The organism is Cellulomonas sp. zg-ZUI22 (assembly GCF_017353535.1).
In the GTDB taxonomy this organism is placed as follows: domain Bacteria; phylum Actinomycetota; class Actinomycetes; order Actinomycetales; family Cellulomonadaceae; genus Cellulomonas; species Cellulomonas wangleii.
Window position 1 is genome coordinate 573,498 of the sequence record NZ_JAFMUZ010000001.1, and the last position, 15,579, is coordinate 589,076.

Sequence of the window (15,579 nt, forward strand, 5' to 3'; positions counted from 1 at the left end):
GGGAGTACAGCCTGCTGCACCTCGGTTGGGTGGCGGGCTGGATCGTGGCAGCAGGGGGCCGGTCCGTAGCGTCGTCAGCATCATCCCGACACACCCCAGGAGCCCCGCGATGACCGGTCCCGACGCCTTCACCGACACCGCCTTCACCGACACCCTCCTCACCGCCGCCGACACCGTCCCCGCCGACCGCGCCCCAGCAGCGGCCGACCCGGCCGGCGCCCCCGGGCGTCCGTTGCGCGTCGCGCTGTGGACTCTGCTGCTGGTCGCCGTGGTCGGCAACCTGGTCACCTCGACGGCCGGCTGGATCGCCGTGAGCATCTCGCTCGGCGTGCTCGTGCTCGTGCTGGTCGGTGCGCTCGTGGTCGAGCACCGCCGGATGGGGCCGTGAGCCGGCCCTCCGGCTCGCGGGAGGCGGCCCCGCCTCGCGCGGCAGGCGCATCTGCCGAGCGACGCGGGCGCGGCACACGCGAGGATGTCCCCATGACGACGCCGTCCCTCGGGGTGCTCCTGCCGCGTGACCTGCCCGCCGACCGTGTGCTCGAGCACGCCCGCCGCGCCGAGGCCCTGGGCTTCGACGAGCTGTGGGTGGTCGAGGACCTCGGCTTCCGCGGCGGCGCCGCGCAGGCGGCAGCCGTCCTGGCCGCGACCGAGCGGATCCACGTCGGCATCGGCATCGTGCCCGCCGCGTCGCGGGACGTCGCGTTCGCCGCGATGGACGCCGCGACGCTGGCGCGGCTGTTCCCGGGTCGCGTCACCTTCGGGATCGGGCACGGCATGCCGGACTGGATGCGGTCGGTCGGCCGGTGGCCGGCGCGGCCCCTGACGTACCTCGAGGAGTACACCGTCGCGCTGCGGGCGCTGCTGCGCGGCGAGACGGTGACGACGGCCCCGGGCGCGGCGGTGGTGCTCGACGGCGTCGCGCTCGACCCGTCGTCGGTGCCCGACGTCGTGCCGGACGTGCTGCTGGGCGTGCGCGGCCCGCGCTCGCTCGCGGCGGCGGGGCGCGTCGCCCAGGGCGTGGTGCTCGCCGAGCCGTGCGCCCCCGCGTACGTGCGGGCGGCCGTCGCGCAGGTCGCCGCCCCCACGCCGCCGCGCGTGGTCGCCTACGACGTCGCCGCCGTCGACGACGACGAGGCGCGCGCCCTCGCCCTCGCACGCACCGGCCTCACGTGGATCGGTGAGCCCGACTGGGCGCCGCACGTCGCGCCGCTGCCGTTCGCCGCCGACCTGGCCGACCTGCGTGCCCGCTGCGCGTCGCCCGAGGACTTCGCGGCCGCCCTGCCCGACGCCTGGGTGCGCGAGCTCGCGCTGGCCGGCACGCCGGCCGACGTCCGTGAGCGCATCGCCGCGCGCGGTGCGGCGGGTGCCACGACGTGCGTGCTGTTCCCCACCGGTCCGGACCCGGTGGCCGCGCTGGAGTCGCTGGCGCGCGTGCGCTGACCGCGAACGCGGCACGTCACCCGGCCGGTCGCGCAGCCCACGTCGTCCCGGCCTGTTGACTGGGCGCATGCGACGCGTGCTGGTGCTCGGCGGGACGGGGTGGCTCGGGGCCGCCGTGGTGCGGGCGGCGCTCGCGGACGGGGCGGAGGTCGTCTGCCTCGCGCGCGGCACCTCGGGGGACGTGCCGGACGGCGCCCGCCTGGTCCGGGCCGACCGGCGCGAGCCCGGCGCGTACGACGCGCTGACCGGCGCCTGGGACGAGGTCGTCGAGATCGCGTACGAGCCGGACCTCGTCACGTCGGCGCTGGACGCCCTCGCGGACCGCGCGGCGCACTGGACGCTGGTCTCGTCGGTGTCCGTGTACGCGCGGGACGACGAGCCGGGCGCGGACGAGACAGCCGCCGTCGTCGAGCCCGAGGACCTGACCCGGTACCCGGACGCCAAGGTGGCCGCGGAGCGGGCGACCGCCGCGCGGCTCGGTGACCGTCTGCTCCTCGCGCGGCCCGGGCTGATCGTGGGACCCGGGGACCCGTCCGACCGGTTCGGCTACTGGCCGGCGCGCCTGCACCGTGGCGGGCGGGTGCTCGCCCCGACGCCGGAGGGGCGCTTCATGCAGGTGATCGACGTGGACGACCTCGCCGCGTGGCTCGTCGCCGCGGGGGGCGCGGGCCTCACCGGGCCGGTGAACGCCGTCGGCACGGCCGTCCCGCTGGCTGACCTGCTCGCCGAGGTCGCCGCCGTCTCTGGGCCGGACGCCGAGCTCGTGCCCGTCGACGACGCGACCCTGCTGGCGCACGACGTGGCGTACTGGGCCGGTCCGCGGTCGCTGCCGCTGTGGCTGCCCCCGGAGGCGATCGGCTTCGCACGCCGCGACGGGTCGGCGTACCGCGCGGCCGGCGGCACGGAGCGCCCGCTGCGCGACACGATCGCCCGCGTCCTGGCCGACGAGGTCCGACGTGGCGTGGACCGGCCGCGTCGCGCCGGCCTCACGCCGGACGAGGAGCGCGAGGTGCTGGCGGCGGCGTCCCGCTGACCGAAGGGACGGCCGCGGCCGGGACGGGGACGGGCTCGACCGTCCGGGCGTCGGCTCCGGGCTCTCACCCGGTGATCCCGGCGACGTGCGTCAAGATGCTGCCTGACCCATCCCACCCCCTGGATCAGGAGTGCCGTGAGCAGCGAGGACCCGTCGACGACGCCGCACGGAACCGGGGCGGTCCCGCCGCCCCCGCCGCCGGGACCGCCGCCGTTGGAGCCCTTCGCGGCGCCAGACGTCCCGCCCGCACCGCCCGGGACCGTCCCCCACGGCGGACCGGTGTCCCCGTACGGCGGGCCGGCCGCGAGCCCGTACGGCGGGCCCGCTGCGAACCCGTACCAGGTCGGTGGGGCGCCGTACGGCACGCCCGGGCCGCCCGCTGCGACGTACGGTCCCGGTGCCCCGTCCGACTCGCCGCACGACCCGGCCGGGTCGTCCCCCTGGCGGCCGCCCGGCACCACCCCGCCGGGCACCGACCCGACCGGCGCCCACCCGCTGGGCCCCGACCCCGCCGCCAACCCGCCGGGCGCGCCCTGGGGCCCGGTCGCGCCCCCGACGCGCAACGGCCTCGCCGTCGCCGCCCTCGTCCTGGCGATCATCGCGTTCGTCATGGCCTGGGTGCCGGTCGCCAACGTCGTGGCGGTGCTGCTGGGTCTGGTCGCGCTGGTGCTGGGCATCGTGTCGATCGCCCGGGGGCGGGGCGCGGGCCGGAAGGTCGGTGCGGGCGTCGCCGGTGTCGTCGTCGGGACGCTGGCGACCGTGGTCGGCTTCACCACGCTGGTCGTGTACGAGCTCGTCTCGACCACGGAGGTCGTCGCGGAGCAGGTGGAGGAGCACGTGGAGCCGGAGCGTCCCGGTGCGGTCCCCGACGAGGACCTGCCGGGTGGCGCGCAGCCCGACGAGCAGGGCGGCGAGCGGGCGGACGAGCAGGGCGCGGGCGACGACGCGCAGGCCGGCACCGGCCCGGCCGCGGCACCGCTGCAGGTGGCCGACATCGCGTTCGGGCCGGACCCGCTCGATGAGGGGTCCTGGTGGTTCGTCGTCACCGTCGACAACCCCAACCCGGACCACCGGTACGACTCCGCGGAGATGTCGGTCGAGGCGATCGCCGCCGACGGCACCCTCATCGCGGCTCGCCCCCAGTACCTGACGGCGCTGCCCGGTCGCACCGCGATCACGGGGACCTTCCGTGAGCTCGGCGGCATGACGCCCGACCGCGTCGAGGTGCGGCTGCCCGCCGTGCAGCGCGGGGTCGTCCACGCGCCCGGCGGCGGTGCGCTCACCACGAGCACACCGGTCGCGGAGGAGTCGTCGTGGGGGACGACGATCACCGGGACGGTGACGAGCAGCCTGGCCGAGGACGTGGAGATGGCCCTGGTCGTGGTCGTGGCGACCGACCCGGCGGGGACGGTGGTGGGCGCGGAGCGCGGCTACGTCGAGCTCGTGCCCGCAGGTGGCAAGGGCCCGTTCGAGATCGACTTCTACGACGAGCTGCCCGCCGGGACGCAGTTCACCGCCTACGCGACCCCCTGACGAGCGCAGGGGCCGGGTCGGCCGCGCGCCGACCCGGCCCCCGGAGGCTCGTCTGGCCCGGGACGGGTTCCCAGGTCACCGCGGTCACCTGGTCGAGGATCCGGTCCAGCACGGCCCCCGGTCGAAGCGCAGCGCGTACTCCCGCGCCCGCTCGGCGGACGCGGCGCGCTCGTCGCGGTCCATCGCCAGGACGTCGTCGTGCCTGTCGACGACGCGGCGCTGCTCGCCCACGACGTCCGGCACTGGGCAGGGCCCCGGTCGTTGCCGCTGTGGTTGCCGCCCGAGGCGTCCGCGCTCGTGCGGCGCGACGGGTCGGCGTACTGCGCGGCCGGCGGGCACGAGCGCACGCTGGCCGAGACCGTCGGCCGCGCGCTGGCCGACGAGGTCGCGCGCGGCGCCGACCGGCCGCGGCGCTCCGGTCTGACGCCCGCGGAGGAGCGTACGGTGCTCGCCGCCCTGACCGGCTGACGGAAGGTGGCCGCGCCCCCTCCCTCGGCTCAGCCGCCGAGCGCCTCCTGCGTCGTGATCTCGTCGGGCCCGGGCGCCGTGACGGGCGCCGCAGCACCCCAGTTCGACGTGGTCATCCGCCCCTCGATCCCGAGGACCTCGTACGACACCTCCCGGACGAGGCCGTCAGCGGTGATCAGGTAGGTGTACGCGAGCGTCTCGGGAATCTCCTGGCCGGGCGGCAGGCTGCTCTCCAGGTCGGCCATCCGCTCGGGCATCTTCCGCGGGTCGACGAGCACCTCGTACGTCCGCACCTGCACGCCGTCGACGTCCGTCGGCTCGCCGACGGCGGTCACGCTGACGATCGCCGCCTCGTGCTCCTCCAGACCCATCGACGGGTCGGCCTGGTTCACCGAGTCCGCGAACGCCGCGGCGAACGGGTCCGACGCGTCCGAAGGGTCGACGGCGAGGAACTTGCCGCCGGTCAGCTCACCGAGGCTGACGTACCCCGTGCCGTCGACGGCGCGCATCCGCATCTCCATGCCGACCATCGCCATCGTCATGTCGTACGAGGGGACCTCACCCAGATGCATCGAGCCACTCACCTCACCGAGCGAGCCGTCCGTGCCCAGGACGACCGTGAAGTCGTAGCTGCCCACGGCGGTGAACGCGTCGGTGATCGTGCGGACGAAGTCGTCCTTCGTGAGCGTCGCGCCGACGGCCTCCTCTGGGGTCGGGGTCGCCGCGGCCGTCGCGGACGGGCTCGCTGCGACGTCCGCGGGCGCGGAGCTGCACGCGGGCAGGGCGCACAGCAGTGCGACGAGGGACGGGACGACGACGGCACGATGACGCGACAGCACGGCAGACCTCCGGGACAGGTGGTCGCGGGATCGAACCGGCCGGCTCGTCGCTCACACAGGACCGCAGGAAGCCTGACATATCCGGCATGCGACACGCCCGGGTCTTCCGGCGACGTGCGTACGTCCGTCCGGGCGCGGCCCCTCAGGCCGGGACCGGCGCCCAGCTCACCGCGGTGACCCGATCGAGGATCCGGTCGAGCACCACCCCGCGGTCGAACCGCAGCGCGTACTCCCGCGCCCGCTCGGCGCAGGCGGCCCGCTCCGCGCGGTCCATCGCCAGCACGTCGTCGATCGCGGCGGCGATGGCGTCGGGGTCGTCCACCGGGACGATGATCGCGGTGTCGCCCACGGCCTCGCCGATCCCCCCGGTCACGGTGGTGATCACCGGGCCACCGCCGGACAGCATCTTCTCGACCAGCGCGATCCCGAACGTCTCGACGAACTCCGGGCGCGGCTTGGACGGCAGCACGAACGCCGTGCAGCCGGCCATGAGGTGGCCCTTCTCGTCGTCGGGGACGTCGTCGAGGAAGGTGATGAGGTCGGCCACCGGGGTGCGCGCGGCGTGGGCCCGCAGCTCGGCCGCCTGGGGGCCGTTGCCCGCGATGACCAGCCGCCGACCCGCGGCCGGTGCTCCCGAGCGCACGTAGCCGTCGATGAGGTCGTCGACGCCCTTGGCGTGCGCGAGGCGGGACAGGAACAGCACGTACCCGTCGCGCGTGAGCCCGCGCGTGGCGAGCGCCCGGTCGGTCTCGTCCTCGTCGCGCGCCAGGTAGGTGCCGACGTCGATCGCCGGGTAGGAGACGTTGACGCGCTCACGGCACTCGTCGGCGAACCGGGTGCCGTGCCGGGCGTCGATGGCGGCGGCCTCGGTGATCACCAGGTCCCGGGTGTACTGCGAGACGGCGAGCACCACGTCGTGCGACAGGTACTGCGCGAGCACGTGCGCCGCGGCGCCGAACCGGTCCTGCTCGACGCACGCGCGGACCACGTTGGTGACGTCGGACCCGACGGCCTCCGCGACGGTGACCACGTTCACGGGCAGGCCCGTGCGGCGTGCGACCGAGACGGCGTCGGCCACGGCCGTGGCGTGCGGCGACAGGTACAGCGACATGGCGACCGTGGGGACGCCGTCGGTGAACAGCTCGACCAGCCGGCCGGTCAGCCCGGCGAGGTAGCGGCCGTCGGGCACCTTGTAGTCGCCCACGGGCTCGGGACGTTCCACGACGATCCCGGGGGAGTACGGCGTCACGCCGTCCAGCGGCTTGAGCGGCAGGCCCGCCTCCTGCAGCCGCTCGACGGACCACGTGACGATGCGGACCTCGTCGAAACCCCGCTGCAGCGCGGCCTCGGCGAGGTTGCGCGCCTCACCCGAGTGACCGCAGATCACCGGGTCGGCGCGCACCACGATCACGAGGCGGCGGTCGGGGCGGGCGGCAGTGGTGTCCACGGCGTCGTCCTCTCAGGTGGCTGGCTCGCCCTCTCGCGGGGGAGAGAGGGGGGTGGGTGGGGGTGGACAGCCCTCGCGCGAGGGCGGGAGGCCGGCCCAGCCCCGTCAGGGAAGGGTGAGGCGGGGGAGCGGGACGTCGACGTGCGGCGCCCGCGCGCTGGGTGGTCGGTGCTGGGTGCCCCAGCCCGACGGTTCCGGGCCGAGGCCGATGAGCAGACGGCCGCCGGAGTGCAGCTCGCCGCCCGTCAGGAACGGACGGTCCAGCGGGACCCCGTCCAGGTGGACCGACTGCACGTGCTGCACGGGACCGCCGGGCTCCGGCTCGACGAACCCCGTCGTCTCGACGGTCAGCGGGCGTCCGCCGACGTCGAGCCGTGCCTCACGCCACGCGGGCGCGTTGAGCAGGAACAGGTTCTGCCCCGCGACGGGGAACAGCCCCAGCGACGCCCAGACGTACCAGGAGGACAGCCCGCCGGAGTCGTCGTTGCCCGGCAGCCCGCCGCGCCCGGCGCCGAACTGCTGCTGCACGACGTCGTGCACCACCTGGGCGGTGCGGTCCGGGCGCCCGGCGTACATGTACGACCACGGCGCCTCCATGTCGGGCTCGTTGTTCAGACCCTCGAAGCGGTGCAGCCCGTACCCGGCGGCCATCTCCTCGACGTCCGGGTGCAGCCCCGGCTGCTTCACCGGGTCGGCGCCGAACCCGAAGAACCGGTCGAGCATCGTCGTGAAGGCGTCGTCGCCGCCCGCCAGCGCGATGCGGGACGCCATGTCGTGCATCAGCCGGAACGAGTAGTTCCAGCGGCCGCCCTCGTAGTAGGTCGAGTCGACCAGCAGGCCCGTCTCCGGGTCGAAGGCGTTGGCCCAGCGCGCGGCGAGCGGCCCGAACTGGTCGACCAGCGTCAGGTCGCCGACGCGCCCCGCGACGATCGCCGTGCACCAGTACCCGAACGCGATGTCGAGCGTGTGGCTGATCGGGTGCGTGCGGCCGTGCAGCAGGAACTCCTCGCCGTACGTGCGGCGCAGGTCGTCGTGCATGTGCACCAGCGCCCAGTCCCAGTCGACGCCCGGCAGGCCCAGCGCGCACAGGTCGGCCAGGAACGTGTGCGCCAGGGCGGACCCCTGCCGGCTGAACCGGTCGGCGCCGCGCGCCATGCGGTAGCCGATGGGCAGGTTGCCCTCCTCCTCGGCGATCTGCAGCAGCGCGTTCGCCAGCTCGACGGCCCGGTCCGGCGCCAGCGCCGTCAGCAGCGGCAGCTGGGTGCGGTAGATGTCCCACATGGTCGACAGGTCGAACGCGAACGGCCCGGGCGTGGGCCAGAACGGCGACTCGTCGGGTGCCAGGCACGGCTTGATCAGCGAGTGGTACAGCGCGGTGCCGAAGACGGTGGCCTTGTCCGTCGACGGGGTGTCGACCTGCACCTTGCCCAGGTGCTCTCGCCACGCGCCCTCCGTGGTGGCCCGCCGCCGCTCGAACGACAGCCGCGGGTCCGGGCCGCACTCCCGCTCCAGGGTGGTCGCGGCCTGCTCGACGCCCCGCAGCGAGAACCCGAACCGCAGCTCGACCACCTGCCCGGGCTCCGTGGGCCCGGCCCACATGAGGCCGAACGGGCGCAGCGTCGTGGGGCGGATCCGGTCGAAGTCCAGGCGCGTGCCGCCGGGCATGAGGCGCCGGTCGTACCAGAGCAGCTGCCGCCAGTGCTGCGCGTCGCACTCGACCCGCACGGCCAGCGGCGCCCCCTCGACGACGATCTCGCCCTCCGCGCACCCGGGGCCTACCGACGCCAGGTGCGCGCGCAGCGGGATGGTCCGGCCGTACGGGATGTCCAGCCCGCCGAGGGAGAAGTCGATGACGAGCCGCGCGTCGTGGTGCGCGGGGAACGTGTACCGGTGCACCGCCGACTTGGGGCCGACCGTGATCTCCGCGCGGATCCCCGACTCGAGCGTCGCGGCGTAGTACCCGGGGCGCGCGACCTCGTCGACGATCTCCCACGCGCGGCCCAGGTCGTCCAGCGGGCCGAGCATCGGGGTGACGCGGAAGTAGTTGTAGTACTTGCGGATCGCACCCGTGCCGGACTGCTGGAAGTGCGTGAACCCGCTGGCCACCAGCCGGTCGTGCAGCACCGGCGGCTGCCCCTCGGTCGACAGGTCGTAGCGGCCGTAGCCCGTGGGGTACGCCCCGGAGTACGCGCAGGCCGACACCATGCCCAGCGGGTACGTCGCGCCGGGGTGCGTGTTGCCGACCTGCGGCTTGGGCCACCACCACGTCGCGGCCAGGCCCGTGGGCGCGGGCAGGTCGGTGGCATCGGTGCCGATGAACGGGTCGACGTGGTCGAACATCCCGGCCTCCTGCCTCGCCTGCGTGCGTCGTGCGCCGGTGGGCGCGGCCTGGCGGACGGCCTCGTGAGCCGGGTGGACTCAGCGTGACGCGGTGCGCTCGCCGTGTCCACGGGTGCGGTGCGGTGACGGTACGAGCCGCGTGTGTCGGGCATGTTGCGCGCAGGTCACGCTTCGGCCGGGCGGGCGCGGAGCGACCGGCCGGACCGCCGGGTGGTGACCGACCAGGGTGCGGACGGGGGCACGCGTGGGGCCCGCCTCGGCGGGTTGGCGACCGGGGTGCGGAGCCCGTCAGGACGGCTGGTCGAGAAGTGCGCGGATCGTCGACGCGTGGGCGTCGAGCTCGGCGGCGACGTCGTCGTCGAGGTCCGCGAGAGCGGGCAGGTGCGCCCGTGGCAGCACCAGGACGTGGCCGGGGGTCACCGGGTCGATGTCCATGAGGGCGATCACCGTCGCGGACTCGTGCACGAACGAGGCGTCGCCACTCTCGACGATGTGGCAGAAGACGCAGCCCTCTGTCGTCATGCGCCGAGCGTGGCAGTACGGCCCCGCACGCGCCAGGACAATCGGTGAGCGTGGTCAGGCCAGCGGGCCGAGCGCGGCACGGGGCGTCGTGTCGAGCACGAGGTCCGCCAGCGCCGGCAGCAGGCGCTTCTCCTCGTACCGGAAGTGCGTCTCCATGACGGCCTCGATGCCGTCGAGGTGCCGGTGCAGCGCGACCGTGTCGTGGCTGCCCGCGGCGTGGCCCACCTCGACCGCGCGCTGCAGCTCACCCAGCAGGTGCGACAGCACCGCGTGGTCCCGCACCAGGTGGTCGAGGACGTCCCGCAGCCCGGGTGCCGCGTCGAGCAGGGCAGGGAAGACGACGCCGTCCTCACCTCGGTGGTGCCCGTCGAGGGCGGCGCAGAAGCCGGTGCAGAACAGCAGGAGGTCGCGCGACGGCACCGCGGCGCCGGTGCCGTCGTCCACCGCCTCGCGCGCGACCTGCAGGGCGTCACGGAGGCGGGCGTGGACGGCACGCAGCTCACGGTCCCAGGCGACGAGCCGGGACGGGTCGAGGGGCGGCATCGACCCGGACGCTAGCCGGGTCGGTGCGCGTGCGTCGAGAGCCAGCGGCCGACCGGCACGACCACGCCCAGCTCGACCAGCGCCCGCCACCCGATCTCCTGGGGTGAGCCGTCCTCGTGGCCGACCCACCCCGCGGCCATCGCCAGACCGGTGCCGCGCGCGCGGGCCGCGGTCGCGTCCGACACCCCGCCGTACGCGTCCAGCGCGGCCGTCACCCCGGCAGCCGGCAGCGCCAGCCACAGGAACCCGAGGTCCGTGGCCGGGTCACCGCCCGACACGTCGGCCCAGTCGAGGACCCCGCCGAACCGCCCGTCGACGCTGAGCAGGTTGAACGGGTGCAGGTCCGCGTGGATCCAGGACGTCGGCAGGTCCACCGGGGCGGCCAGCGCGTCGGCCCACAGGCGCTCGGCGCGCTCGCGGTCGAGGCGCAGCCCGCGGGCGCGGGCCGTCTGCTCGACGCGCGCCAGTGCTCGCACGACGCCGTCGGTGCGGTCGGCGAGCGGGATCGACTGCTCGTCGTTGGACGGCGCGTCGGGCGGCGCGGGGACGTGCACCTGCGCGAGCGCGCGCCCCAGGTCGGGCCCGGCGTCGGCGGTGAGCGGCACCTCCGCCGCGGTCACCCCCGGCAGCCACGCGACCACGGCCCACGGCCACGGGTAGGCCGCGCCGGGCGTCCCGGCCCGCACGACGCGCTGCGTCGGGAACGTCCACCCGGCCGACAGCCGCGCCACCCACCGCAGCTCCGACTCCATCGACCCCACCGAGGCGGCGTGCCGCGGCAGCCGGACCGCGAGGTCGTCACCCAGCCGGTACATCGCCATGTCCCAGCCCGCGTACCGGCGGCCCAGCGGCAGGTCCGCCAGGTCGGGGTGCTGCTCGGCCAGCAGGGCGCGGACGACGGCGGGCGTCAGGGGGACCTCGTCGGGCGGAGCGGTCACGGCCGTGGCGTGTCAGCGACCCAGCCGCGCCAGCACACGCGCCTGACGGTCCGCGTCGGCGGACGGCTCGACACCCGCGCGGCACACGCCGTCGGAGTACAGCGCCTCACCGAGCGCGTCGGCCCGCTCCTCCACGAAGGTCAGCTCGTCGTCGTTCAGCCGCTCGTCGAGCCCGGCCGCGGTCGCCACGTCCCAGCGGTGCACGACGAGGTCGAGCGCGTGGAACCCCTGCAGGGTCGCGCCGACGGTCGTCCGGCCGGCCCACCCGTCGTACTCGCGCCCCACGACGGCCGGGTCGGCGAGCGCGTCCTGCAGCGCCGCGGCGTGCGCGTGCCACCCGCGGGCCGGGTCGGCGTCGAGGTCGACGTCCGGCAGGTCGACACCGTGCCCGGCGAGGAAGTCCCGCTGCGACCCGACGACGTGGCGCAGCACGTCGCGCGCGGTCCAGCCCTCGCACGGCGACGGCGCGTCCCAGGCGTCGGCGGGGAGCCGGTCGACCACGCCGGTGAACGGCTGGACCAGCGTGAGAAAGGTGGGCGAGGTCGTCTCCATGGGGACGAACGTAGGCCGACCCACCGACACCGGGTCGAATCGGGCGGTCACCGCGCGGGCTCGCGGGGCTTTTCGTAGCGTGGACGACCCACCGAGCACCGATGGAGGGGGAGACGATGCGAGGAACGCTCCGGACGACCGTCGTCGCCGTCGCCGCGGCCGCGGCACTGACCGCGTGCAGCGCGGCCGGCGAGGACGAGGACGCCCCGGTCAGCAACCAGACGGACGCCACGACGCCGGCGAGCACGCCGGACGACGACGAGGTCGAGGTGACCGTGTTCGACGCCGGCAACGCCCAGGTCGGCACGGTGTGGCTCGAGGAGGAGGACGGCGGTGTGGAGGTCGAGGTCGCGGTGAGCGGCCTGGAGCCCGGGTTCCACGGGTTCCACCTGCACACGGTCGGGGAGTGCGAGGTCGACAGCCCGGACCCGAACGACCCGGCGAAGACGGGCGACTTCCTGTCCGCGGGTGGTCACCTGGGCGCCGACGCGGGTGACCACGGCGAGCACGCCGGTGACCTGCCGTCGCTGCTCGTCGACTCCACCGGCGCCGCGCGCCTGACGGTCCGCACCGACGCGGTGACCATGGCCGACCTGCAGGACGAGGACGGCACGGCCGTCATGATCCACGCCGGCCGCGACAACACCGCGCACGTCCCCGAGCGGTACGCGCCCGAGGGGCCGGACGAGGACACGCTCACGACGGGGGACGCGGGCGACCGGATCGCGTGCGGCGTGATCAGCGGAGGCTGATCGACGCACACCGGGCAGCGCCGACGACCGTCCGCTGCCCGGCCGCCGCCGGACCGTGAGGGTGCCGACGTGCCCCGGCGTTGCCGTGGGCACGTCGGCACCCCGTCGCCGGTCACCCGTTCGGGGCACGCGTGAGGCGCAGCGGGGCCCGGATGTCGGCCTCGGGACGTGGGTCCCGCGGGCGCGCGTTCCCGCAGGCAGACGATCGGGCGGCCGGCAGCCCCGGCACCTGCCGTCGAGCGACAAGGACGTCCCCGTGCCCTACCCCCACCTCCTCGCACCCGTGACCCTCGGTTCGCTGCGGCTGCCCAACCACGTCGTGATGCTCCCCATGGGCACCGAGATGGGCACGCACGAGGGTCTGTTCACGGAGCGCGAGATCGCGTACTACACGGCCCGCGCCGCCGGTGGCGTCGGCCTGGTCATGACCGGCATCGCCGCCGTGTCGCAGGACTACGAGCAGATCAACCCCGGTCTGTGCCGCGTCGACACCGACGACTCCGTACCCGGGCTGACCGCGCTCGCGGAGTCGATCCACGGCGTCGGCGGGCGCGTCTCGCTGCAGCTCACCGCCGGCCTGGGTCGCAACATCAACAACGTCGACCCGGAGCGCGCGCCCATCTCCGCGTCGGACAACCCGCACTACGCGAACCCTGACGTGCTGTGCCGCCCGCTGGAGGTCGACGAGATCGCGACGATCGTGCGCCGGTTCGGCGAGGCCGCCGCGCGCGCCGCCGATGCCGGCATCGACGCGATCGACATCCACGGGCACACCGGGTACCTCATCGACCAGTTCCTCACGCCCGCGTGGAACCGCCGCACCGACTCCTACGGCGGCTCGGTCGAGAACCGCTGCCGGTTCGCGGTCGAGATCATCCAGGCGGTCAAGGCCGCCGCGCCGGGCCTGCCGGTGAGCTTCCGGCTGTCGGTGGACCACCGGTTCCCCGGCGGTCGCACGCCCGCCGAGTCGCAGCAGGTCGCCGTGATCCTGGCGGCCGCGGGCCTCGACTTCATCCTCGCCGACGACGGCTCGTACGAGGCGATGGACTACGTCTTCCCGCCGTACTACCTGGGCGACGGCTGCATGGTCCCGGCCGCGAAGGCGCTCAAGGAGGTCGTCGACATCCCCGTCGTGGCCTGCGGCAACCTCGACCCCGACACCGCCGAGAAGGTGCTCGCCGCGGGCGACGCCGACATCGCGGGCGTGGGTCGTGGCCTCATCGCCGACCCGGAGTGGTGCGCGAAGCTCGCCGAGGGACGCCGCGAGGACATCCGTCCGTGCATCCGCTGCAACGCCATGTGCGTCGGCAACGCGTTCTTCGCGCTGCCCCTGGGCTGCGCCGTGAACGCCCAGGTCGGGTTCGAGCGCGAGCGCGTCCTGACGCCCGTCGGGACGCCCCGGCACGTGGTCGTCGTCGGGGGCGGGCCCGCCGGGCTGGAGGCCGCCCGGGTCGCCGGCGAGCGCGGCCACCGCGTCGACCTGTACGAGCGGGACACCCGCCTCGGCGGGGTGCTGCGGCCCGCGGCGACTCCCGACTTCAAGAAGGAGCTGCACGCGATGATCGGCTGGTGGGAGCGGCAGATCGCCCGCCTGCCCGTCACCGTGCACCTCGGTCACGAGATCACGGCGGACTCCCCGGAGCTCGCCGACGCCGACGAGATCATCCTGGCGACGGGCTCGCGCCCGCTCGTCCCGGCGTCGATCCCCGGCATCGACGGCCCGACCGTCGTCGGCGTGATCGACGCCCACGAGGGGGCGCCGCTGGGGCAGCGCGTCGTCGTCGCGGGCGGCGGCCTGTCGGGTGCGGACCTCGCGCTCGAGCTCGCCCAGGGCGGGCGCGACGTGACGGTCGTCGAGGCGACCGACGAGATCGCGCGCGACCTCATCCTCATCAACCGCATGACGCTGCTGCGCGACCTGGCCACCGCCGGCGTCCGGCTGCTCACGGGTCACACGGTCGTCGCGGTCGACGAGGACGGCGTGCAGCTGCGCACGGCCGACGGCACCGACGTGTGGGTGGCGGCCGACACGGTCGTCACCGCGTTCGGCGTGCTGCCGGAGACGACGCTGGCCGACCAGCTCACCGCCGCCGGGCGCACCGTGCGGACCGTCGGTGACTGCGTGACGCCCGCGAAGGTGGGCGAGGCGATCAACGCCGGCTACCTCGCCGGCGCGGCGGTCTGACCCGTCCGGTCCCGACGCGAGCCGCCCGTCGTCCGCCCGTGAGGGGTGGGCGGCGGGCGGTTCCGTCGTCACCGGTGGCGGGCCGTGGGTGCCCGGGTCAGGGTGGTGCCATGAGCGAGGACACCGTCCACCCCGCGTCCCAGCGCCCCGAGGCGCAGGACCCGGAGAACCAGCCGCTGCCCGGCGCCACCGGCCCGGACACCCAGCCGGAGATCGGCGACACGCAGGACACCGGCACGCGTCGGCTGTACCCGTCCGACCCGACGGGCGACGACCCGACCCCCTGACGCCGCGGGGGCGCCGGCACCCAGCCGGCCCCCGAGGAGGGTCGACCTCGCTCACACGGTGACGACCTCGCAGGTCACGCCCGGAGCGGCGGCGATGCGGCGGTCGCCCGTGAGCAGCGGTGCGTCCAGGTGGGTGGCGAGCGCGACGTAGGCCGCGTCGTACGTGGAGAGGTTGTGCGCCAGCCGCCACACGTCGGGCTGCAGCGCAGCGAGCGGCCACAGGTCGACGGGCAGCTCGGACCAGGTGCGCACGGCGAGCGTCGCCTGGTTCTCGGTGAGGCGGCCGGCGGCGCGACGTCGGCGCAGCACGTTCAGCACCTCGTAGCCCAGCAGGTCGGGCGCGGCGAGCTGTGAGCGGGCCATGACTGCGGCGGCGTGGTCGCCACGCTCGCCGGGGTCGATCAGCGTCGCGAGCACCGCGGACGCGTCGACCACGAGGAGGTCGGTCACCGCCGGCCCGCGTCGAGGTCGTCGAGGATCTCCTGCGCATCGACCGGCGGGTACGACGCGGCGCGCCCTCGGGCCTGTGCGGCGGCGTCGGAGGAGGTCGGGCGGGAGGCGAGGTCGGTGAGCGTCGCCCGCAGGTACTCCTGCAGGGACCGGCCGCTGCGCGCGGCACGCGCCGCCAGTTCGTCACGGACCTCGTCGGGGACGTCGCGGACGGTGAGTGAGACGCTCATGCCGTCAATCTACTGCGACT

17 protein-coding genes are annotated in these 15,579 nt (G+C 75.3%); 8 read left to right on the top strand and 9 right to left on the bottom strand.

The annotated features are described in order from the left end of the window. The first annotated feature begins 109 nt into the window (after positions 1–109). From J1G43_RS02670 to J1G43_RS02690, 5 genes are all read left to right on the top strand, one after another. Positions 110–388 (top strand): hypothetical protein, encoded by a 279-nt coding sequence (locus J1G43_RS02670; protein ID WP_207339717.1) that lies wholly within the window; start codon positions 110–112, stop codon positions 386–388. Positions 389–480: 92 nt separating this feature from the next. Further along, complete coding sequence (locus J1G43_RS02675) at positions 481–1,440, top strand: LLM class flavin-dependent oxidoreductase (RefSeq protein WP_207377900.1); 960 nt, start codon at positions 481–483, stop codon at positions 1,438–1,440. A 67-nt stretch (positions 1,441–1,507) separates the two neighbouring features. Then, a complete protein-coding gene (locus J1G43_RS02680; protein WP_207377901.1) occupies positions 1,508–2,473 on the top strand; it encodes an NAD-dependent epimerase/dehydratase family protein in 966 nt (321 codons plus the stop codon). Between the two features lie 279 nt (positions 2,474–2,752). Continuing rightward, complete coding sequence (locus J1G43_RS02685; protein ID WP_207377902.1) at positions 2,753–4,006, top strand: hypothetical protein; 1,254 nt, start codon at positions 2,753–2,755, stop codon at positions 4,004–4,006. Between the two features lie 198 nt (positions 4,007–4,204). Then, on the top strand, positions 4,205–4,474 hold the full coding sequence (locus J1G43_RS02690) for a hypothetical protein (protein ID WP_207377903.1): 270 nt from the start codon (positions 4,205–4,207) through the stop codon (positions 4,472–4,474). Between the two features lie 29 nt (positions 4,475–4,503). Here J1G43_RS02690 and J1G43_RS02695 read toward each other — a convergent pair whose 3' ends face one another. The 7 genes from J1G43_RS02695 to J1G43_RS02725 form a co-directional block, all read right to left on the bottom strand. After that, positions 4,504–5,313, bottom strand: a complete 810-nt coding sequence (locus J1G43_RS02695) for a hypothetical protein (RefSeq protein WP_207369847.1) — start codon at positions 5,311–5,313, stop codon at positions 4,504–4,506. Between the two features lie 142 nt (positions 5,314–5,455). Further along, positions 5,456–6,760, bottom strand: a complete 1,305-nt coding sequence (locus J1G43_RS02700) for a glycosyltransferase (protein WP_207377904.1) — start codon at positions 6,758–6,760, stop codon at positions 5,456–5,458. Positions 6,761–6,865: 105 nt separating this feature from the next. After that, complete coding sequence (locus J1G43_RS02705) at positions 6,866–9,100, bottom strand: glycoside hydrolase domain-containing protein (protein WP_207339710.1); 2,235 nt, start codon at positions 9,098–9,100, stop codon at positions 6,866–6,868. Between the two features lie 288 nt (positions 9,101–9,388). Next, positions 9,389–9,622 carry an HIT family protein gene (locus J1G43_RS02710; protein ID WP_207339709.1) on the bottom strand — a complete coding sequence of 78 codons (234 nt, stop codon included), beginning with the start codon at positions 9,620–9,622 and terminating at the stop codon, positions 9,389–9,391. A 54-nt stretch (positions 9,623–9,676) separates the two neighbouring features. Continuing rightward, positions 9,677–10,165 carry a hemerythrin domain-containing protein gene (locus J1G43_RS02715; RefSeq protein WP_207339708.1) on the bottom strand — a complete coding sequence of 163 codons (489 nt, stop codon included), beginning with the start codon at positions 10,163–10,165 and terminating at the stop codon, positions 9,677–9,679. An 11-nt stretch (positions 10,166–10,176) separates the two neighbouring features. Further along, complete coding sequence (locus tag J1G43_RS02720; RefSeq protein WP_207339707.1) at positions 10,177–11,103, bottom strand: aminoglycoside phosphotransferase family protein; 927 nt, start codon at positions 11,101–11,103, stop codon at positions 10,177–10,179. A 12-nt stretch (positions 11,104–11,115) separates the two neighbouring features. Beyond that, positions 11,116–11,655, bottom strand: a complete 540-nt coding sequence (locus J1G43_RS02725) for a TIGR03086 family metal-binding protein (RefSeq protein WP_207377905.1) — start codon at positions 11,653–11,655, stop codon at positions 11,116–11,118. 116 nt (positions 11,656–11,771) lie between these two features. Between J1G43_RS02725 and J1G43_RS02730 the strand changes: the two genes are divergently transcribed. The 3 genes from J1G43_RS02730 to J1G43_RS02740 all read left to right on the top strand — a co-directional run bounded on the left by J1G43_RS02730 (position 11,772) and on the right by J1G43_RS02740 (position 14,879). After that, the gene (locus tag J1G43_RS02730) at positions 11,772–12,407 is read left to right on the top strand and encodes a superoxide dismutase family protein (RefSeq protein WP_207369853.1); all 636 of its coding nucleotides are present in this window, start codon (positions 11,772–11,774) and stop codon (positions 12,405–12,407) included. Positions 12,408–12,663: 256 nt separating this feature from the next. Further along, entirely contained in the window at positions 12,664–14,592 is a 1,929-nt protein-coding gene (locus J1G43_RS02735) for an FAD-dependent oxidoreductase (RefSeq protein WP_307859456.1), read from the top strand. Positions 14,593–14,702: 110 nt separating this feature from the next. Then, a complete protein-coding gene (locus J1G43_RS02740) occupies positions 14,703–14,879 on the top strand; it encodes a hypothetical protein (protein ID WP_207369854.1) in 177 nt (58 codons plus the stop codon). Positions 14,880–14,930: 51 nt separating this feature from the next. Here J1G43_RS02740 and J1G43_RS02745 read toward each other — a convergent pair whose 3' ends face one another. Further along, positions 14,931–15,329: a type II toxin-antitoxin system VapC family toxin gene (locus J1G43_RS02745; RefSeq protein ID WP_207377906.1), complete on the bottom strand. Its 399-nt coding sequence runs from the start codon at positions 15,327–15,329 to the stop codon at positions 14,931–14,933. Further along, entirely contained in the window at positions 15,326–15,559 is a 234-nt protein-coding gene (locus J1G43_RS02750) for a hypothetical protein (RefSeq protein WP_207377907.1), read from the bottom strand. The genes J1G43_RS02745 and J1G43_RS02750 overlap by 4 nt, the downstream gene beginning before the upstream one ends. Positions 15,560–15,579: the final 20 nt, after the last annotated feature.